Consider the following 18,980-nt stretch of genomic DNA (forward strand, 5'->3'; position numbering starts at 1 on the left):
GGTAGTAGCTCCTTGAATCTGATTCGCAGGTCAGGCATCAATGCGGGGGTTCGATCGGCAGTGTCGGTCCACCATAGGGGGTCGGTACTTGGAACCGTCCCTTCGGTGTCGGATCGGCCTTCTTGCCCATATCGGCGCCCATGGGAGGCCCGGCGGTGTCGTCCCCAGCTGGTCGCGGTGCGTTTTTGGCGCCGCGAATCAGCACGGCGGGATCTTCGTCCGCGCAGTAGTTGGCGTACAGGAACGGTTCGGGATAGTCCGCGGCCGACAGCGGCAGCCGTGGAGTCGGATAGTCGCAGACGTAGCGCGGGTACAGATCCGCGGTGGCCCAGATGCCGCCGTCGTGCATGATGCTCATCAGCGCGTCGAACACCGAACCGCGGTAGTTGGGGAACAGTGCGTTGAGTGCGGGAACGCGCAGGTAGAGCAGCTTAGAGGCGATGGCCAGGTTGCCCAACAGCGTCACCATGGTGTCGGAGTTGTCTGCGAACAGGTTGTCCACCGCGCCCAGGGTCTTCGGGGTCTGATCGACCAGGGTGCGGTAGCCGTTCTGCATCTTGTCGATACCGCGCAGCGTCCGGCCCAGCTCGTTCGCGGTGGCCTTGATGCCGGAGTTTTTGTCCGAGGCCAGGGTCAACACCACGCGGCTGGTCTTGAGCAGGCTGGTGGTCTCGGGCAGCACCGAATCGAGGGTGCTCAACAAGAAGGTGCCACCGTCGATGATCTCGGTGAGCTTGCGCGGTCCCTCCTTGCTCAGGCTCAGTTCCTTCTTGATGAGCTCAAGCTTCTTGGGATCCACCTGGGCCAGCAGGCCATCCGCATCGGCCAACAGCTTGGCCAGCGTGACCGGCACCTGAGCGCCCTCGGAGATGACGGCACCGTCCTTGAGGAAAGGGCCCTGGTCTGAGACGCCCTCGAAGTTGATGTACTGCTCACCGGCCGGTGAGAGGCCGGTGACGCGCACCTTCGCCGACACGGGAATCCTGTACTTCGACTGGATCTCGGCAACCGCATCGACACCCTGCTGGGTGATGGCCAACGACTGCACGGTGCCGATCTTCACGCCGCGCAACGCGACATCCTGGTTGGGCAGCAGGCCGCCCGATTCCGGCAGTTGCACCTTGACGCGGTAGGTGCCCGAGAACGGGCTGACGCGTAGGGCTCCCACCGTCAGGTAGGCGATGGCGACCAGCAGCACGGTTCCCAGGGCGATGCCGGAGAGCACCATCTTCTTGCGGTGCCCGGCCCGGACGGTGCCGACGAGGGCGTTGGCGACGGCGTTGATCACTGGCCCATCACCCCCGGTCCGGGGGCAGGTCCGGGCGCCGGCGCAGGAGCGGGCTCCGGTGCGGGTCCGGGAAGGGGCCCGGGGGCCGGTGCCGACGCGGGATCAGCCTGTCCCGGGGCGGGCGGTGCCGGAGCGCCGGGCGGCGGGCCGGGGACGCGTTCGATCACACCCGGTTCGGTCGGGCTCGGCCGCATCGGGACGTCCTCGCCGTACACGCCCTTGCCCACGACGCGCTCTTGTAGACGCCACAGCGTGTACTTGAAGGAGCCGACCAGCTGGGCCCAGTTGTAGCGCTTGGGGCCGTGCGAGCCGACGTCGCCCTTGAACCCGGCGTCCGGGATCGATCCCAGCACCAACCGGTCGATGCTCACACGCACCGAAATCGCGTTGCTGGGTGTGGATTTGATGAGTGTGGTGATCTGGCGGTTCAGGTTGTTGATGTCGACGGCCGGGTCCTGTGCGACGTCGTTCCACGCCTTGGCCACCGTGTTCGCGTCCTTGATGATGCTGTGGCCGCTGGTGTCGGTGCCCGCGATCGACGGGAACTTCTGCAGCTGCTTGGTGGTGGCGCCGACCTGGAGAACCAGTTGCGAGAGCTGGGAGGTGTTGGCCGCGAGCGCCTCGGTGGCCGGATCGGCCTCCTTCACGATGTCGGTGAGGGTCTGGTTCTTGGTGTCGAGCTGATCGGCCAGTTGCGAAGTTTGGGTGAGTGCGTCGGAGATCTGTGCGGACCGTGTGTTCAACGTTCCCAGTAGGCGATTGGAATCCTTGATCAGATCGCCGAACGCCTGGCCCTGGTCGCCGGTGGCCTTACCGAAACCATTGATGACGTTGGTCAGGTTGCGTACCGCGCCGCCGTTGGAGACCAGCGCGGCTGAGCTGAGGACGGACTCCACGGTCGCCGCGGCCATCGTGTCATCCAGGCCGATGGTGTCGCCTTCTTTGAGAACGGGCGCGTCCGAGGTGGCGCCCGCAGGCGGACGAATCGAAACGAAGACGTCGCCTAGTGGTGTGGCCGAACGCAACTCGGCGGTGCTGCCCTTGGGCAGGCGTACGCCGTCCAGGATGCGCAGCGTGGTGATGGCGGTGTAGTTGCTCACCCGCATGTCGTCGACCTGGCCTACGTCGGCGCCGGCCAGCTTGACCTTCGCGTTGTTGGGCAGGTTCAGGATGTTCGAGAACAGCGCCGTCAGGTGGTAACCGCCGGTTCCCACGCCGGGGGCGGGCAGGGGCAGGTCGCCAAGGCCGTTGGTGGAGCAGCCGGAGAGCGTGCCGGCCGTGACCAGTGCTGCCATGCCCGCTGCGGCGAGTCGCTTGCGCGTCGTCATCACTTCTGTCCCATCGCTGCGAGCCCGTCGAGCACGTAGGTCAGGCCGAAGTCGGGACCGTAGTCCTGCAATGTTCCTGTGCTGCAACCCAGTTGGCGCAGGCCCATCATGTTGCAGATCTCCTTGGCGGTCTGGCTCTCGAACAACAGCTTGTCGGTGAGGAAGCGGGCGCGCAGCGACCCGTTGTCCTGGTCGATGATGTTGTACAGGTTCTCCACGGCCAGCGGTGCGATGTCGATGGTCTCGGAGAGCTCGCGCTGGTTGTCCGAGACCGTCTGCAATGCCGTGTTGCCGTTGAGGATCGCGGCCTTGATGTGGTCGCGGTTGGCGTCCAGGAGGTCGCCGGCCTGCTTGACCAGATCGTTGAGCTTGCGCCCGGTATTGCCGGTGCCGAGTGCCTCGTCGTCGATGATGTTGCTCAGCTGATGGATGGTCGTCGAGAATTCACGCAGCTTCCCGTCGTTGGCGGCTGCTGCATCGAACAGTGAGCTGACATTCTTGATGATGGTGGTCATCTGTTCGCGGGTGGTCACGCCGCCTTCCGAGCTGAGCCGCAACGCCTTTGACAGTTCGTCCAGGCCCGACTTGATCTTGTCGCCGTTTCCGTCGGCGACTCCCGCCGCCGCGTTGATGATGTCGCCCACCGGTCCTTGGCCGTTGCCATCGCCCTTGAGCGATACCGACAACCTGTCGAGCATGCCCAGCACACGATCGAACTCCACCGGTGTCTTCGTCTTGTCCAGCCCGATGGTGTCGCCGTCCTTCAGCGTCGGCCCGCCGCGGTAGGGAGGGGACAGCTCGACCTGGCGGTCGGTCAGGATCGACGTGGACAGCGTGACGGCCTGTACGTCGACGGGTACTTTGACATCCTTGTCGACGGTGAACTGCACGTCGACATAGCCCGATTGCGGAGTGATCTTGGTGATCTTGCCGACCGGCATGCCGAGCACCGCAACAACATTCGATTCGTAAAGCCCGGAGGCATTGTCGAACTGCGCGGTCAGCGTGATGTGGTCCAACTTCGACTTCACGTAATACGCGCCCGCGCCGACAATCGCCGCGGCCACCACCGCGAGGGCCGCGATGACGGCGATTGCTTTGCCCTTTCCGGAGCCCTTGCTGTTCATCACTTGCAGTCCTTGAAGTACTGGATCATGCCGAATTGCTTGGCGCGCCCGCTGATCGCACACATCCAGGAGTCGACGGCCAGGCCGTTGGGTGCGTTGAATTCGATGGCGTTGCCCGTGCCGGTGGCGTTGGTGACACCGCGCAGTGCCACGGGTGCGACCTGCAGGATGTTGCGCAGCAGATCGTCGTGCTGACCGAGCATGTCGGTGAGCTGGTGCAGCGTCTTGAGCATGTCGTCGAGCTGCGGGCGGTTCTTGATGACAATCTTGCTGAGCTGCTCGACCAGGTTGGTCAGCGACTGCATCATCGCGTGGAAGGTGCCGCGGCGGACCACGAATTCACCGATCAGGCTCTGTCCCTGGTTGATCAGGGTTCCAATGCCCTGCTGTTGGCGGTGCAGCGTGTTGGTGACCTTCTCGGTGCTCTTGAGCAGCGTGCCGAGTTGGTCGCGCCGTTCGGCGATGATCTGCGAGAGCGTCTGGATGTTCTGCATGGCCTGCGGAACCACCTCGGGCAGCCCGTCGAGCTGCTTGCCCAGCACGCTCAACGACTGCGCCACCTTGTCGAAGTCGACCTGATCGAAGGTGTTCGTCGCGTCCTTTAGGGTCGCCTGCAGGTCGTAGGGGACCTCGGTATGGGCGAGGTCAATCGTCTTGTTGGGCAACGATCCCGGGCCTTCGGGGCTCAGGTCCAAGTAGCGGGATCCCAGGATGGTGGTCACCCGGATCGCCGCTTTGGTGTCCTTGCCCAGCTTCACGTCGTCGCTCACCGACAGCTTGGCCTCGACGTGATCGCCGACCAGCTTCATGCTGGTGACGGTTCCCATCGGGATGCCCGCCACGGTGATCGGCTGACCTGCGCGCAGGGAGGCGGCCTGCGCGAATTCGGCGGTGTAGCTGCTGTACCCGAAACCGATGGCCTTCACCAGCAGCATGCCGCCCACCAGTGCGCCGATCACCGCGATAGCGATGAACCCGAGCCAGGTCTTGTTATAGGTCTCGACCGGCCGGTTCTTGATCTTCTGCCATCTCGATTGCTCAGCCATCGGCCAGATTCCTGCATCGTGGGGTGTGCTGGGTGACATTGCCCGGGGTCGCCGCGTTGACGATGATCGGCACCACGTCGTTGAGTCCGGGCATGAAACCGGTGATGTTCAGGTCGCAGATGTACGCGTTGCCGTACGCGCCGTCACCGGTGATTCGTGCCAGGCTCTTCAGCAGCAGCGGCAGGTTGCCGCCGAGGAAGGCCAGTTTCGGCTCGATCTGAACCATGTGCTTGGCGAAGCCGGGCTGACGGGTGATGAGCTCGTCGAGGGAGGGATAGACCTCGTCGGTGATCGTCGAGACGCGGCGCAGTGTCTGTGCCAGTGAACCCACTGAGTTGACCAGTTCTGGGCGCCGGGAGTCGAAGTCTGCCACCACCTTCCGGGTGTTGGTGATGGCCTTGTCCAGGCTCTCGTTCTGCTGCGCCAGGTTGCCCGTGACGGTGCTGAGGCTGGTGATCACATTGCCCAGCACCTGATCGCGTCCCGCGAACGTTTTTGTCAGCGTGGATGTTTGGTCGACCAGCGCGGTGATCGAGGCCTGATCGCCCTGCAGGGATTGGATGACGCCCTTGGTGAGGTTGTCGGCCTGCTCCGGGGACAGCGTGCTGAACAGCGGCTCGTAGCCGTTGAGCAGCGTCGTCACGTCGAAGGAGGGATCGGTGCGTTCCACTGGGATCGTGGATCCGGCGGCGAGCACGTTCGTGTCGCCGGTTTTCCCCAGCGACAGGCCGAGATACCGCTGTCCGACGATGTTCTGATAGGTGACCGCGGCCAGGGTGTTGCCGTACAGCTTCTGGTCGTTCTGGACCACGAAGTCGACCTTGGCCTGGTTGTTGTTGACCAGTTCGATCTTCTCGACGCGGCCCACGCGCACACCGGCCATGCGGACGTCGTCGCCGTCACGCAATCCGTAGACGTCGGTGAAGACTGCCGAGTAGGACGTGGTGCCGCCCGACACATCGCGGCGCAGGGTGGCATAGACCAGCCACGTCAACGCCAGTGCGACCATCATGAAGACGGTCAGCGCGATCAACGGACCACGGAACTTCATCGGGAACCTTCCTTCGCCAGCGAGACCGTGGTGCCTCGTACGACCGGGCCGAGCAGCAGTTGCGTCGAGGTGCTGGCCGGCTTGTCGGTGATGACGCTGAGTGCGGCGCGTTCCGCGGTGCTGCCGACCGGGCCCACCGTCCCACCGAACGATGCCGGCGCGATCGGTGCACCCCCGCCGTCGCGCGCACCCGGAGCCACCGGTGCGGCCGGGATCGGCGGGGGTGGCGGTGGCGGCGGCTCCACGAGATCGGGATCGGCCGTGCCGGGCACGCGGGGTACCGGGACCGCTTGCCACGGGGGCAGCGGCGGATTCGGGTCCGTCAGGTTCGGGCCGCCGGGCGGCACGACGTACGGAGGACCGACCGCGATCAGATTTCCGTTGGGGCCCACCACGGTTCCACGGGGCGGTTGCAGGTCCGGAGGCACCTTGTAGTTCTGGGGCAGCAGCGTTTCCGGTAGGTCCGGGCGCACTACGAGCTCGGGCGCGGTGAAGCAGCTGGGGCCCTTGAGGTCGCCGTACCGTGGGCAGTCGGCCCGCGTGTAGCTGTATCCCGGGGTCAGCGAGAGGTTCACTCGCATGTTGCCGGTGTCCACATCGGACAACCAGGGATTCTCAAACCACTTCTGATTCATCTGGTTGATCTTTTGGAAGATCATCTGGAACTTGGGTGCGTTGTTCGCGAAGGTGCCGATGACCGGCGTCAGCTCGGAGGTGATGCCGATCAGCTGATCGGTGTGATTGTCGAAGGCCTGCCGGGTGGTGCCCACCGTGGTGAGACCGCCGTTGATCAGGCTGGTCAGCTGCTCGCGCTTCTCCACGAAGGTTTGCATCGGCTTGACGGCCTGGTGCAGCGAGTCGATCAGTTCCGGCGCGGTCTGCTTGAGCCCCTCGGTGGCGTCCAGCAGAGCCTTCACCGTGGATGGTCCGGTGTCGGTCACCACGATGTCGTTGAGCTGGGCGATGAGGCGGTTCAGCTGTGCGCCGCCGGTGAGCAGCTTGACGCGGCGGTTGTCGGTCGCAGCCCCGACGGCCGCCAGGATGCCGGTCGAGTGGTCGTCGCGACCACGGCCGGTGGCGACCAGGACATCGCGCAGCTTGCTCACCGTCGTCTGGAACAGCACCGTCGGCAGCTGGGTGTCCTCGGCGATATGGGCGCCTTCGCGAATGGGAGCGCCGGGCCCACGGTCCACCAGCTGCACCGACGACACCGCGAACACGTTGCTGGGAACCACGCGCGCGGTGGCCGTGCTGGGAATGGACTTGGCGTAGTTCGGCTTGAGGTTGATGTGCACGAAGTTGGGCTGACCGTTGGAGGCCGGGGTGACGCCGTCGACCTCACCGACCAGAACGCCGTGATACTTCACATCGGATTTCTGCGGCAGGCCGTCGCCGACGTTGTTGAGATCGGCAACCACGCGGATGAAGTCGTTGAGACGTCCCGTGGACTTCAGGAGCATGAGGCCGGTGACCAGGGCGGCCACCACGATCATCGCGACGCCGGTACCCAGCAGAAGCTTCTCGGACGGTCCACGGCCATCCGTTTCAAAGGAATTCGCCGCCATCTAGCCACCCAACCTCGCACCGGCGTCGACGCTCCAGAGCGCCATGGTCAGCAGCATGTTGATGATGATCACCAAGGTGATGGCGGCCCGCATCGCGTGTCCGGCAGCAACGCCCACACCCTCGGGGCCACCGCTGGCGTAGAAACCGTAGTAGCACTGGATGGTCGAGGCGATCCACACGAAGATGATCGCCTTGATCACCGAGTAGACGATGTCGATACCGCTGACGCCGATACCGAAGTAGTGCAGGTATGAGCCGATGGATCCGCCGCTCATGATCCCCACCATGATCTGGCAGGAAAGGTAGCTGACGGCAAGGCAGGCGACGTACAGCGGAATGGTGACGACGATGGCGGCCATGAGCCGAGTGGTCACCAGGTAGGGGATGGGCCGGATCGCGATGGAGTCCATGGCGTCGATCTCTTCGGAGATGCGCATGGCGCCGAGCTGGGCGGTGAAGCGGCAGCCGGCCTGGGTGGCGAACGCGATCGCGGCCATGATCGGGGCCAGTTCGCGGGTGTTTACCAGCGAGGAGATGATGCCCGTCGCCGGTCCCAGTCCCAGCAGGTCCAGGAAGTTGTAGCCCTCGATGGCCACCAATCCGCCGGCGATGACACCGAGCACGATCATGACGCCGGCAGTACCACCACCGACGACGAGAGAGCCGTTGCCCCAGGCGATATCGGAGAGGTGCCGCAGGAACTCTTTCCAGTAGTGGCGCAGCACGATCGGAACGCCCGCGATGGCGCGGAAGAAGAAGGCGACCATGTGGCCCAGCCGGGTGATCGGCTTCTGGACTCTGTTGTAGATGCCGACGAAGGGCCGTGCAATCGGCGGTACATATGTTGACGCGGTCATGTCACAGCCCCGTCCGCGGGAACATCATGATGTACAGCTGGCTGATGGCGAGGTTCACCGTCATCAGCAGCAGGATCGATTCGACGACGGCCGCGTTCACCGAGTTGGCGACGCCGATCGGGCCGCCCTTGGTGGACAGGCCCTTCTGGCAGGCGACCACCGCCACGATGGCGCCGTAGATGACGGCCTTGATGAGCGCCAGGATCATGTCGCCGGGCGTCGCGAAGGCGGAGAAGGTGGTGACGAAGCTTCCCGGGGCACCGTTTTGCCAATACACATTGAATAGGTAGGCGCCGAGGAAGCCGACGAAGCAGACGACGCCGGTCAGCGCGATACCGATCATGATGGCGGCGGCGAAGCGGGGGACGACGAGTCGGCGGATCACCGAGACGCCCATGACCTCCATGGCGTCGGTCTCCTCGCGCATGGTGCGCGAGCCCAGGTCGGCGGTGATGGCCGAGCCCACCGCGGCGGACATCAGCAGGGCGGCCACCAGCGATGCGGCCTGCCGGATGATGGCGATGCCGCTGGCGGCGCCGGCCAGTGAGGTCGCACCGACTTGGCCCGCGAGCAGCGCGAACTGGATCGACAGGGTGACGCCGATGGGCAGGGTCACCAGGATGACAGGTACGACGGCGGTTCCTGCTTGGAAGGCGCCCTGTCGGACGAACTCCTGCCATTGGAACTGTCCGGTGAAAAGATCGACGAAGAACCACTGGATGGTGCGGACGCCGAGCATGAACTGCTCGCCGACGGTCTTGAGGGATTCGAGGGGGTGGCGCTTGACGTACCCGGTGGTCCAATCCTGGATGGCCGCGACGCCATCAGTGGTGGCGCGGCGTTCGTCGTGAGTGGTCATCGCAGGTGACCCACACAGACGCAGCTCGGAGGGGTTGCGGCTACGGCGATCAATACAGCTCCCTGTGTGACCTGGGACACAAGTCCCAGCAATCTACGACTACGTCTCGGACATCATGGGCTATTCGGTTCCTGGATGCACACAAAACGCGAAAATGGATTCAGGCGTGAATGTAAATTGACGGTCGTCTACTGGGGTTGTAGTACCCCGATGTCCAGGTGGTTCGCGTGTTTGCTTCGGTCATCCGACCGCTTGCCGTAAACGCTTGTTGACGCTTCTGGCAAACTTTCCTCAACCACTTTGCGTGAGTACGACCCCGGCTGGCGCGGAGCGCAGCGACCGAGGCAAATCTGGGCACGCAGTGTTACCAGACAAATCGCAGGTAGACACGATTTTCAAATATCCGCTATGAGATGGGTCACACGTTTACAGTGCTGCTCACGTTTGTAGGTTTCCTCAAAGGAGAGGTAGCGGTCTTGTCTCAGCGCCATCGAAAGTCATCCAAAAAGGTCGTCGTCCAACGCACCGTGACCGCGGCGGGAGCAGTCGCCGCGACCGCTAGCTTGGCTTTCGTCGGTCCGACCGCACAGGCCGCTGCGGCGGCGCCGGACTACAAGGGTGCGGTCACGGACTATAAGGACGCGCTCAATAACTACTTATCCGGAACTAATGCGATCGGCACGGCAGCCGGAGGCGTGTGGAATCCCGTCGCGCAGGGTTCCGGCGGCCTGCTCCCGACGTTCGGGACGAGTCTCACGCACTCGAACCTGACCAAGATCGCCGACCTCCCCGACGTGCTGCGTAATCTCGCGAGCACGCCGCTGCCAACGGCCGTGCCGGGCGTCATCCCGGCGATCAAGATCCCAGGTCAGGGATTTGTGGACCTCCCGCTGCCCACGACCATCCCGGGCGCGAATCTCCTCAACGGTCTGGCCAACGCGCTGGACGGCGTGTTCAACAACCCGATCATCGGTCCCATCGTCAACCAGCTCCCGCCCCTAAGTGACATCGTCGACGGGCTGATCGCGGAGCAGGACAAGTTCACGGCCGGATACAACTGGCCACTGCTGCAGGCCAGCGGTCTTACCACCATCACGAACACATTTGTCCAAACGCCGAGTGGGCTCAACATCAAGATTCCCGCCTCGCTGGACCCCCTGGGCATCCTGCCCGACTCGGTGCGGATTCTGCCCGATGGCACCTTGCCCAATGTGACGGCCTGGGTGCCGATGGGAGCGGGGAACTACCAGTTCCCGTTGGGCATGGAGACAGGGTGGTGGGCTACCGCGCCGACCCTGGTCGTCGACGGCGGGGCAGTGAACGTTCCACAGACCGTGCTCTCCATCCCGATGTGGGCCACCGGCATGAAGGCGCCCCTGGGACTGGGGCAGGCCGGTCAGTTCAATGCCCACGTGCTGATCCCGACGCAGAACGGCATCTATTCGCCGGTCGGCACCACGTTGTCCAACTTCTCGATGCCGATGCTCGGCCTGGGTATGACGAATCTGAATGTGACGACCGGAAACTACCTCGGCACCAACGGATTCAACATCAACAACGGGCAGAACGTCATGGTGCTGCAGACCCCGTTCAGCGGGGCGTTGCCGATACCGGTCGTCTACTCCCTGGGTGGATTCAACATGGGGACCGAGGGTGCCGGCTTCACGCTGCCGTCCCTGTTCGGTGTGGGCCTCATGCCGAGTTTCCAGCTGGGAACCGCGCCCGGGGCCAACACGCCGCTGGGCGTCATCCCGCCGAACCTGATTCCGACGGGCGCGATCGTGCCCACCCAGCTCATCACGGTCTCCGGCCTGATCAGCACCGCGCTCGGAATCCCGGACCCCACGGTCGAACTCGCCAAGGCGTTGACCCCGCTGTACAAGAGCCTGGTCACGCCTGCGCTGACGCCGATTTCCGACCTACTCACACAGCAGTACGGAAATCTGTTCAACGGGGCGGCGTCAAACACCTTGCAGGCCTCCAAGTTCTACAAGGACGTGATGACGCAGCTCGGTAGTCTGATCGGTGCCGCCCCGGCGCCCCTGTCGTCACCGGCTCCGAATGCCCTGGCGGCGGTTGCGGATACACCGGCACCGGTGGCCAAGGAAGCCGAAACTCCGGCAGCCGCGTCGAAGCAACTGGGCACCCCGGTGGCGGCACCCGAGGTCAAACAGCTCGAAGCTCCGAAGCTGGCCCTTGCCTCGAATCTCGTCGCCACCAAGGAGAAGGTCGTCGAGAAGGCCACGTCCACACCGCTTTCCGTATCGGCGTCTACCGCGCCGGAAGCGAGCGTGGTGTCGACCGGCGAGACGGCGACTCAGCCCGCTGCGGAACCCGTCAAGGATGTCGCCAAGGAAGCGCCCAAGGCCGAGGTGCAAGACGCGAAGGACAAAGAGACGGACAAGCCTGCCAAGCCGGTGGTGAAGGAGAAGCTGCAGGACAAGGTCGACAAGGCGAACGGTGCGCTGAAGGATTCGGCGACCGGTGCCATCAAGCAGACCAGGGGGGCGATCACCTCCACCGTCACCAACACGGTCGAATCCGCCACCGCAACCGAGACCGACGGCTCGAAGCCGTCGGCCACCGCGGATGCGTCAAAGGCTGCCAAGACCAAGCAGGACAACGATTCCGGTAAACATCACGACGACGGATCAGCCGCAAGTTCCAACAAGGTCAAGGTCAAAACGCCCAGCGAGTCGGGTGGCAAGCATCGCGCACCCGACGCATCCGGTGGCGGTTCGGCCGGATCCCATGCCGCCAACGGGTCAGACGGTTCCGGCTCGCATGGCGGATCCGGTGGGGGCGGCGCCAAGCACTCGACGGGAGACTAGGCGCGCACGGCCCCCAGTACGGTGTCGGCGATCCGGGAACGGAACGCCTCCGGTGAGAATTCGCACGCCCGTGCCCGGATGGCGCCGGTGTCGTAGTCGGCCGGGTTGAAGTCGCGCATCAGCTCGGCCAGCTGCTCCACAACGGCGTCGTCCGGACCTGCCATCAGGTGCTCGCCGGTGACCCCCGGGTTCACGGTGTCCAGGGCTCCGCCCTCGCCCAGGGCCAGAACCGGTGTCCCGCATGCCATCGCCTCGACGGGGACGATTCCGAAGTCCTCCACTCCGGGCATCAGCAGGGCACGGCACCGCCGGTACATGTCGAGGAGAACCTCGTCGGACGCGGCACCCAGAAAGGTGGTTTCGGGTCCGGCGATCTGCTCGAGGTGATCGCGGAAGCGTCCCTCGCCCAGCACCACCAGACGGCAATTGGCCCGTTGGGCGGCGCGGATGGCCAGATCGGCGCGCTTGTAGGGGACCAGTCGTCCCGCGCACAGGTAGAAGTCCTCGCGGGGGATGGACAGATCCGGCGAAAACCGGTCGATGCGCACGGGTGGGCTGATCACCGTGGACGGCAGCCCCCACCAATCACGAATCCGGTCGGCCACCGCGCGGGAGTTGGCGATGACATGAGACAACCGCGGCGCCGCGCGCAGTTCCCCGCGGCGCGCGAGCTTCCCCAACGCGGACAGCGCGATTCGGCCTGCCCGGCTCGCCATCTCGTGATCGCGGAAGGTGCGGTCCCATGCCCAGCGGGCAGGGCTGTGCACATACGCGATAACGGGGGCTTCGGTAGCGAAGGCGGCCTGTGTCGCGAACGAGTGATGGCTGATCAGCACCGCGTCGACGTCGTCACCGAGTGGCAGCTTTCCCAAGGCGCCGGGCACCAAGGGCAGCAGCGGCGCATGCGATCTACGTCCGGTCAAGGCGTATGCGTCGTCCAGCCAGGTTCCGGATATCGGCTCGTGCGGTGTGTCGTCGGTTCGTCCGGCTGCTGCTAACACCTGTTGGCGGCAGCGCGGTTCGGTGATGGGCGCGAACACCTTGGCCTGCGGCCAGGTCTTCATGAACTCGGCGACCACCAGTTCCGAGCCGCCGAACTCGGTAAAGCGTTCGTGCACGATCGCGATGCGCGATGAACTCACGGTTGGCTCCTCAACATCCGGGGGTCAGGACGGCCTTCACGTAGCTGCCGGACTGGCGGATGAACATCCATGACCAGAAGGCGACTCCGGAAGGTGCGGGACTGGCGACCATGGTCAGTTCTCCGTCGAAGCATTTCCCGACGATGTAACGGGCCCGCGAGACATGCGGCGTGAAGGTGATGACGATGATGTGATGCCACCCGAATTCCTGTGCCTTGGCACGTATCTCCTGGGCCTCGCCCTCGGTCGTCCAGGGATCGGGGATGAAGCAGCTGACCGTGAAGGTGAAGTGTCCCTTGCAGTATTTGTCCATATTGCGGTCGTTGGCGCCGGTCGACTGCGCTATCAGCAAGTACGGTGCGTAGCCGCGCTTGGCCAGGTCCAGCCCCACGTCGAATCGCTCGTAGGGAGTGCCGCCCAGTACGACGATGGCATCGGCAGGCCGGAGGGGATCGGTCTGCGGATTCATGTACACCCGCCACCCCATGGTCACAAAACCTGCCAGCAGCACAGCGATGGTGATGCAGACCACCAGGATTCGCCGACGCCGGCGAGGCGTGCCGGTGGGCGCGGTCGGTGGGGTGTCTGCGACCGGAGTTTCCTTCGCATCACTGAAGCTCATCGATGATCTCCCTGGCACGATCGACATATCGGTGCGAATCCTGCGTCACGCGGGTGTATCCCGCCTCGGCGATCTTGGTGGCCTGTGCCGGATGGCAGTTGCACCACTGCAGAATCTCGCGAAGCTCGGCCTCATCGGAGAACAGCAGGCATTCGGTGCCCTCATTGAACAGTTCGCTGTGCTCGTCGGTGCGTTCTCCGACGAATAGCCCTCCGCAGGCCGGTATCTCGAAGGTGCGGCAGGTATGGGTGTCGCGGTTGTCGGAGTTGAGCAAGACCAGATTCGCGGTCACCGAGGCGACGGTCGTCGCGAAGTGATCGCCGTACACCGCGCCCCCGATCGTGGCACCGGTGGTCCGCAGCGCGGGTACGCGCCGCCAGCCGGGGCCGCGGACAAGCAGATTCTGTCCATGCTCGGTGCCGAGACGGGTGATCAGGTCTGATCGATCCGGGCGCCGGGCGCCGATGAATCCGACGAGGTGTTGCCGCGCAACTCGTTTGGCGCACAGGCGATGCCATGCCGGGTCGTAGGCGCTGTGGACGAACTTCACCCGGCGTGCGCCTCGAGCCAGCAGTTCGGGCACGTTGTGACGCTTGGTGGTGACCACCAAGTCCCATCCGTGCTCGTGGGCCAGATAGTCCGGTGTGGTGTTGTAGGGATTGCCGACGTCATCCGGGCTGTAATGCACGCGGAGGGCGGTCGGTGTCTGGAGTAGTCGTGCCTGATCCAGATGGATGGATTTGAACCCGAAGAGCATGTCGGGGGCAAAGTCTCGCGCGATCTGCTCAATCCGCCGGTGTGCCGCGTCCTGCAGCCACGGCGCCCGTCGGCGCATGCCCTTTGAATACAGCCAGGCCGGCGACAACCTGGTGGGCAAGGTGACGTTGGTGGTGTCGACCACCACGACCTCATGACCCGCCTGCCGGAATCCATCGGCCATCGACCGCGCGTTACTGCCGACCCAGTCGTCGCCTACGAAAAGTATCTTCATCGCGGGGCCCCTTCCTGCGCGGCGTGGGTTTCGGCGAGCAGGTCCTGTTCACGGCCGGACAGATGCCGGATGCGCGCTAAATACCACAGAGCTACACAGAATTCGGCGCCGATGACGCCGAATATCAACGCCCACACCGAATGGGTCCACGAGGCGGCGATGAGGCCGGCCACCGACGCCGTGGTGCCCACCACCGAGGCGATGAGTACGCCATGGGTGTCCTGGCGCACGGGTAGGAGCGCGGTACTGATGTACGAACTGATGGTGCTCGCGGGAAGAATGAGAAGTTCGGCGCGCAACAAGTCGATGGCTCCGAGGAATTCGTTTCCGAAGATGACGCGAACTATGGGTGCGGCCAGCACCCACAGTACGGCCGCGGCGAGGACGGCCACCGCGACGGCGCCGCGCAATCCCTGAAAACCACTGCGCCAGAAGTGCGCGTGTGCGCTGCGTCTGGCCATGCGCGGCAGCAGAACCAATCCGATCATGTCCAACAGCGACTGCATGGCCCTGACCAAACGGTCGCTCGCCGAGAACAGGCCCAGTGATATGGCATCGAGCATCGCGGAGTAGATGGCCGGTGCTCCTTGGCCATACCCGGTGGTGAGAAGCCGGGAGGTCACAATCGGCCAGCTGGTGCGCAGGATTTGGCCGGGCGCATACGGGCGGCACATCGCGCCGAAGGTTCGCAGGCTGTCCCACCAGGTGCCCGCCACCGTCAAGATCGAGGAGCCCAGCAGGCACAGGACCGCGGTCGACGCATGGGGAGAGTGGGGAAGCAGCACCACCAGCAGAACGAGGTAGGTGATGCGCCCCGAACCTTGGTACAGGGCGGACGCGACAAATCGCCCCTGGCCGATGAGCAGCCAGTCCTCCGAGGTGGCCCAGAGCCCACCGGCGAAGAGCCCCAACAGAATCATGTGGGCGTACGGCGGCACACCGAAGATCCAGCCGACGCCGAATGCGATGCCGAGCACTCCGAGGGTCATCAGCCTCAGGGCCACGTAGTCGCTGCGGACCTGCCCTAGTTCTGCGGGAGTGTTGCGCAGTTCGGGTACGCGTGCGGCCAGGAATGGCGTCATACCCAGATCGACGACGATCGAGCCGAAGAAGTATGCGGCCATCCCGACCGCCAACAACCCCATTCCCGCCGGGCCCAGGATCCGGGCGAGCAGCGGCACCGTCGCGAAGGTGACCAGATACTGGCCGTACTTGCCGAAGACGACCGCGCCGAAATCCCGGGCCAGTCTCAACGCCCGGGGCAGTGTGGTGCTACGTCCAGATTTTTCAGACACGGCGCACTTCCCTCGAATTGGCCGGGCGGCGGGCCAGCACGTCGGTGAGGAATGACGCGACGATCTGTGCCGAATCGGCGACATCGAACTCGCGGGCACGTGCCTGTCCGGCCCGCGCCAAGCGGATTCGAAGGTCACGGTCTTCGATGAGACGGTCGAGAGCGACGGTCAGTTGATCGGTGGCACCGGCATCGACCAAAAGTCCGTGCACGCCCGATTCGATGGTCTCGGCGGGCCCGCCGGGTCGGGTGGCGATCACGGCGCATCCGGCACGCAGACCCTCGACGACGACCTGGCCGAAGGGTTCTGCGATGACCGAGCAGTGCACGAGGATGTCGGCGATGGACAGGATGTCGGCGGGATCTTCGAGATGTCCGGTGAATGTCACCGGCAGTTGCAGTTCACTTGCCAGGTCTTCCAATTCGGTTCGGAATGGTTCCTCGCCGAAGAATGTGCCGCCGACCAGGTATGCGCGCCGAGGACGGATCTTGGTGTTGGCCAGTGCCCGAAGGAACACATCTTGTCCCTTCCACTGCGTCAGCCTGCCGACGACGGCGACCACCGTTTCGGTGGCAGGCCGTTGTGGTGCGTGCTCGGTGTCCGGGGTGTGCTGAAAATCAAGGCCCGGATATGCCACGACACCTCGCCGTCGCCCCGGGCGAAGCGATTCTTCGGTGGACCGGCTGTTGGCGATGTATCCGTCGGCGACGATCTTGCCGAACGTGCGAAGAAGGAACGCCATTGCGGCACCGAAATATTCGGCCGATATCCGGTCGTGAACATGCCAAATCAAGGGGATACGGGCTCGTCTGGCCGCGACGGCGGACATGATGAGGGCCTTGGTGCTGCCCGCTACCAACACATCGCCCCCGCGCTCTCGCACGGCGGCGCCCAGGTCCCACCCGACGCGCATCAGCGCCACCAAGCCGGCCACACGGCGAATCCATCCCGAGTCACGGATGGTGACGCTGCGGCTGTTGAACGTGTTGGCCAACACCGACGTTGGTATGCCCTGCGACCTCATCGTGCGCACCATGGGGCCATCCTCGGTGTAGATCACCGATGGTTCGACCGCGTGCTCGGCGGGGGCGCCGCGCAGCGCCGACAAGAGCCGCGAGGTCGCCAGTTCCGCGCCAGAGGGTGCCGCGGTGTGCGCCACGAATATCGCCTGGATCATGCGCTCAGCTCCGCATACACGGCCTGGTGACGTTGCGCGGCTGTGGCCCAGGAGAACGATTCGGCGTGTCGGCGGCATTGTTGTGCGTCGGGAAGTGCACCGTCGAGTGCCGAGACCAGGCGTGCGGCAAGCGCTTCGGCGTTATCGGCAGGCACGATCAACGATGGGTCCAGTCCGCGCACCGCGTCGGGAAGCCCTCCGCAATCGGTGACGACGGCGGGCCGGCCGGTGGCCAGGGATTCGAGTGCGATCAATCCGAATCCTTCGAGAGCCACCGAGGGCACCACGGTGAAGTCCGCGAGTGTGTAGAGCTGCGTCAGGGTCAGGTCGTCGACACGTCCGGTGAATTGGACGCTGTCGTCCAGTCCTGCAGACGTCACCTGCGACCTCAAATCCCTTTCCGCGGTGCCGGTTCCCACGATCATCAGGCAGGCATCCGGATGTGCGGATACGACCGCCGGCCACGATTCGATCAGGCGGTGAATGCCCATGCGGTGCTCGAGTCTGCGCACACAGAGCACCGTCCGCCGGCCGGTGGGGGCGTCCAATCGGGGCAGCAGGTGGAATCTGTCGAGGTCGACACCCGGGGGAATGACCTCAATGCGGTCGGCGGGTATCCGGTAGTCCTCGATCAGGACGTCCCGGAATTGATCCGACAGCACGATCATCCGTTCGGCCCCGGAGTACCGGAGACGCTCGACGAGGTATTTGGCGCGTGACCGCAGTGCGCCGGCGCCCGCGAATCTGCTCTCCGCCGCCCACGGTCCATGAAAGTGCACCACCAGCCTGCGCTGGGCGGGCCAGCCGAGAGCCGACGGTCCGTACAGGCAGAAGTGGCGATCGAGGATGCCGGCGCGCGCAAGCTCCGCTCGGTCGTTGAACGCGGTAAGGACCCGTGACCGAGTGGACCCGCCGATGGCGCCCCAGGATCGTCCGCCCTCCGACGGCACCCCGAACGCGGCAGCCGATAGGTCGATGTCGTCTCGATGGCGCAGCGCGGAGAACAGGTCGGTGAAGTACCTGTTCAGTCCTCCGGGTAGTGACGAGAACCACTCCGACCCGGTCATGTGCACTCTGATGGGCGCCATGTCAGGCCTCGTCTCCGCTGTTGAGGGCATTTGCTGACGACGACCGATACGGCGCTGGTTCGACGTCGAGCATCAACCGCCGCCGCGCGTGCGTTCGCCGTCGTGTGCGTTCCGGCTCGGGGGCTCGGTCCCATGCGTCATGTTTGTTCAATATTCAACCCACACGGCACGTGTCGACGTGGCCGCTGAGAGGTTCACATCCCATTGGTGCTCATAATGCCTGAGTAGGCCGAATGGCATTTCCGAGTAGCAAGATGCCGCTCGGAGGGCGAAATTCGTGAGCGCGTGAATGTTTGATACGCCTGGTCTAAATCGCCAGCCGGTCCGACCCATCTGTAAGCCTGCAACACATCCCGTGTGGTTCGCAACCCGAGGGGCGGTTTCCGGGCGGTAAACATTTGATTTGACCTGGCTGGGCTTTTGCCCGCAGCAGGGTGCCTTTGGCGTGTGAGATAACGCTGCGGCTGGCTTCCGGCGACAGGCAATAGCTTGCTGTAAAGTGCTCTAACGGCACTTGTTATGAAAAAGTTATTTGCCAGTGAGCGAGCTGTGATTGGCTGTCATATTAGCAATGATGACCACCCGGAGATGTTTGTTAGATGATTCTTATTTACCGGCAATGAAACTTTCATTTGTGGCATCCGTGGGCGTGACGTAGCGTGACTGTCATCACGTGGCGTGTTTCCGATCGTTATGGAAACCTCATCACGTA

General features: G+C 64.3%; 15 protein-coding genes. 1 reads left to right on the forward strand and 14 read right to left on the reverse strand.

Annotation, left to right across the window (positions count from 1 at the left end; genetic code table 11):
• Positions 1-37 precede the first annotated feature (37 nt).
• From MYCSP_RS04315 to MYCSP_RS04350, 8 genes are read right to left on the reverse strand one after another with little or no spacing between them, the layout of a single operon-like run.
• Positions 38-1,288 (reverse strand): MlaD family protein, encoded by a 1,251-nt coding sequence (locus tag MYCSP_RS04315; RefSeq protein ID WP_070912971.1) that lies wholly within the window; start codon positions 1,286-1,288, stop codon positions 38-40.
• Positions 1,285-2,616, reverse strand: a complete 1,332-nt coding sequence (locus tag MYCSP_RS04320; protein WP_088413254.1) for an MlaD family protein — start codon at positions 2,614-2,616, stop codon at positions 1,285-1,287. Before MYCSP_RS04320 ends, MYCSP_RS04315 begins: the two co-directional genes overlap by 4 nt.
• Entirely contained in the window at positions 2,616-3,743 is a 1,128-nt protein-coding gene (locus tag MYCSP_RS04325; protein WP_088413255.1) for an MCE family protein, read from the reverse strand. The genes MYCSP_RS04320 and MYCSP_RS04325 overlap by 1 nt, the downstream gene beginning before the upstream one ends.
• Positions 3,743-4,789 carry an MCE family protein gene (locus tag MYCSP_RS04330; protein ID WP_088413256.1) on the reverse strand — a complete coding sequence of 349 codons (1,047 nt, stop codon included), beginning with the start codon at positions 4,787-4,789 and terminating at the stop codon, positions 3,743-3,745. Before MYCSP_RS04330 ends, MYCSP_RS04325 begins: the two co-directional genes overlap by 1 nt.
• On the reverse strand, positions 4,782-5,840 hold the full coding sequence (locus tag MYCSP_RS04335) for an MlaD family protein (RefSeq protein ID WP_088413257.1): 1,059 nt from the start codon (positions 5,838-5,840) through the stop codon (positions 4,782-4,784). The genes MYCSP_RS04330 and MYCSP_RS04335 overlap by 8 nt, the downstream gene beginning before the upstream one ends.
• Positions 5,837-7,405: an MlaD family protein gene (locus MYCSP_RS04340; RefSeq protein WP_162266197.1), complete on the reverse strand. Its 1,569-nt coding sequence runs from the start codon at positions 7,403-7,405 to the stop codon at positions 5,837-5,839. The genes MYCSP_RS04335 and MYCSP_RS04340 overlap by 4 nt, the downstream gene beginning before the upstream one ends.
• Complete coding sequence (locus MYCSP_RS04345) at positions 7,406-8,263, reverse strand: MlaE family ABC transporter permease (RefSeq protein ID WP_070912965.1); 858 nt, start codon at positions 8,261-8,263, stop codon at positions 7,406-7,408.
• 1 nt (position 8,264) lies between these two features.
• Positions 8,265-9,122, reverse strand: coding sequence for an MlaE family ABC transporter permease (locus MYCSP_RS04350; protein ID WP_070912964.1), 858 nt, complete (start codon positions 9,120-9,122; stop codon positions 8,265-8,267).
• Between the two features lie 431 nt (positions 9,123-9,553).
• On the opposite strand from MYCSP_RS04350, the gene MYCSP_RS04355 reads away from it, so the two are divergent.
• Positions 9,554-11,953, forward strand: coding sequence for a hypothetical protein (locus tag MYCSP_RS04355; RefSeq protein ID WP_088413258.1), 2,400 nt, complete (start codon positions 9,554-9,556; stop codon positions 11,951-11,953).
• Here the strand turns inward: MYCSP_RS04355 and MYCSP_RS04360 are convergent.
• The 6 genes from MYCSP_RS04360 to MYCSP_RS04385 are packed head-to-tail and all read right to left on the reverse strand — an operon-like array spanning position 11,950 to position 18,247.
• The gene (locus tag MYCSP_RS04360; RefSeq protein WP_083015968.1) at positions 11,950-13,095 is read right to left on the reverse strand and encodes a glycosyltransferase; all 1,146 of its coding nucleotides are present in this window, start codon (positions 13,093-13,095) and stop codon (positions 11,950-11,952) included. The two genes, MYCSP_RS04355 and MYCSP_RS04360, sit on opposite strands and share 4 nt — an antisense overlap.
• Before the next feature lie 10 nt (positions 13,096-13,105).
• The gene (locus tag MYCSP_RS04365; RefSeq protein WP_070912961.1) at positions 13,106-13,717 is read right to left on the reverse strand and encodes a YdcF family protein; all 612 of its coding nucleotides are present in this window, start codon (positions 13,715-13,717) and stop codon (positions 13,106-13,108) included.
• Complete coding sequence (locus tag MYCSP_RS04370; protein WP_070912960.1) at positions 13,704-14,708, reverse strand: CgeB family protein; 1,005 nt, start codon at positions 14,706-14,708, stop codon at positions 13,704-13,706. Before MYCSP_RS04370 ends, MYCSP_RS04365 begins: the two co-directional genes overlap by 14 nt.
• Complete coding sequence (locus tag MYCSP_RS04375; RefSeq protein WP_235629516.1) at positions 14,705-16,003, reverse strand: lipopolysaccharide biosynthesis protein; 1,299 nt, start codon at positions 16,001-16,003, stop codon at positions 14,705-14,707. Before MYCSP_RS04375 ends, MYCSP_RS04370 begins: the two co-directional genes overlap by 4 nt.
• A complete protein-coding gene (locus MYCSP_RS04380) occupies positions 15,996-17,180 on the reverse strand; it encodes a glycosyltransferase family 4 protein (protein WP_083015974.1) in 1,185 nt (394 codons plus the stop codon). The genes MYCSP_RS04375 and MYCSP_RS04380 overlap by 8 nt, the downstream gene beginning before the upstream one ends.
• A complete protein-coding gene (locus tag MYCSP_RS04385) occupies positions 17,177-18,247 on the reverse strand; it encodes a glycosyltransferase family 4 protein (protein WP_083016196.1) in 1,071 nt (356 codons plus the stop codon). Before MYCSP_RS04385 ends, MYCSP_RS04380 begins: the two co-directional genes overlap by 4 nt.
• Between the last annotated feature and the right edge of the window lie 733 nt (positions 18,248-18,980).

The sequence above is a fragment of the Mycobacteroides saopaulense genome, from assembly GCF_001456355.1.
GTDB lineage: Bacteria > Actinomycetota > Actinomycetes > Mycobacteriales > Mycobacteriaceae > Mycobacterium > Mycobacterium saopaulense.

Excerpts from the sequence above, each read along its gene's own strand:
- MYCSP_RS04320 (WP_088413254.1), bottom strand. The coding sequence starts at position 2,616 with ATGACGACGCGCAAGCGACTCGCCGCAGCGGGCATGGCAGCACTGGTC.
- MYCSP_RS04325 (WP_088413255.1), bottom strand. The coding sequence starts at position 3,743 with ATGAACAGCAAGGGCTCCGGAAAGGGCAAAGCAATCGCCGTCATCGCG.
- MYCSP_RS04330 (WP_088413256.1), bottom strand. The coding sequence starts at position 4,789 with ATGGCTGAGCAATCGAGATGGCAGAAGATCAAGAACCGGCCGGTCGAG.
- MYCSP_RS04335 (WP_088413257.1), bottom strand. The coding sequence starts at position 5,840 with ATGAAGTTCCGTGGTCCGTTGATCGCGCTGACCGTCTTCATGATGGTC.
- MYCSP_RS04340 (WP_162266197.1), bottom strand. The coding sequence starts at position 7,405 with ATGGCGGCGAATTCCTTTGAAACGGATGGCCGTGGACCGTCCGAGAAG.
- MYCSP_RS04345 (WP_070912965.1), bottom strand. The coding sequence starts at position 8,263 with ATGACCGCGTCAACATATGTACCGCCGATTGCACGGCCCTTCGTCGGC.
- MYCSP_RS04350 (WP_070912964.1), bottom strand. The coding sequence starts at position 9,122 with ATGACCACTCACGACGAACGCCGCGCCACCACTGATGGCGTCGCGGCC.
- MYCSP_RS04365 (WP_070912961.1), bottom strand. The coding sequence starts at position 13,717 with ATGAGCTTCAGTGATGCGAAGGAAACTCCGGTCGCAGACACCCCACCG.
- MYCSP_RS04370 (WP_070912960.1), bottom strand. The coding sequence starts at position 14,708 with ATGAAGATACTTTTCGTAGGCGACGACTGGGTCGGCAGTAACGCGCGG.
- MYCSP_RS04380 (WP_083015974.1), bottom strand. The coding sequence starts at position 17,180 with ATGATCCAGGCGATATTCGTGGCGCACACCGCGGCACCCTCTGGCGCG.
- MYCSP_RS04385 (WP_083016196.1), bottom strand. The coding sequence starts at position 18,247 with ATGACCGGGTCGGAGTGGTTCTCGTCACTACCCGGAGGACTGAACAGG.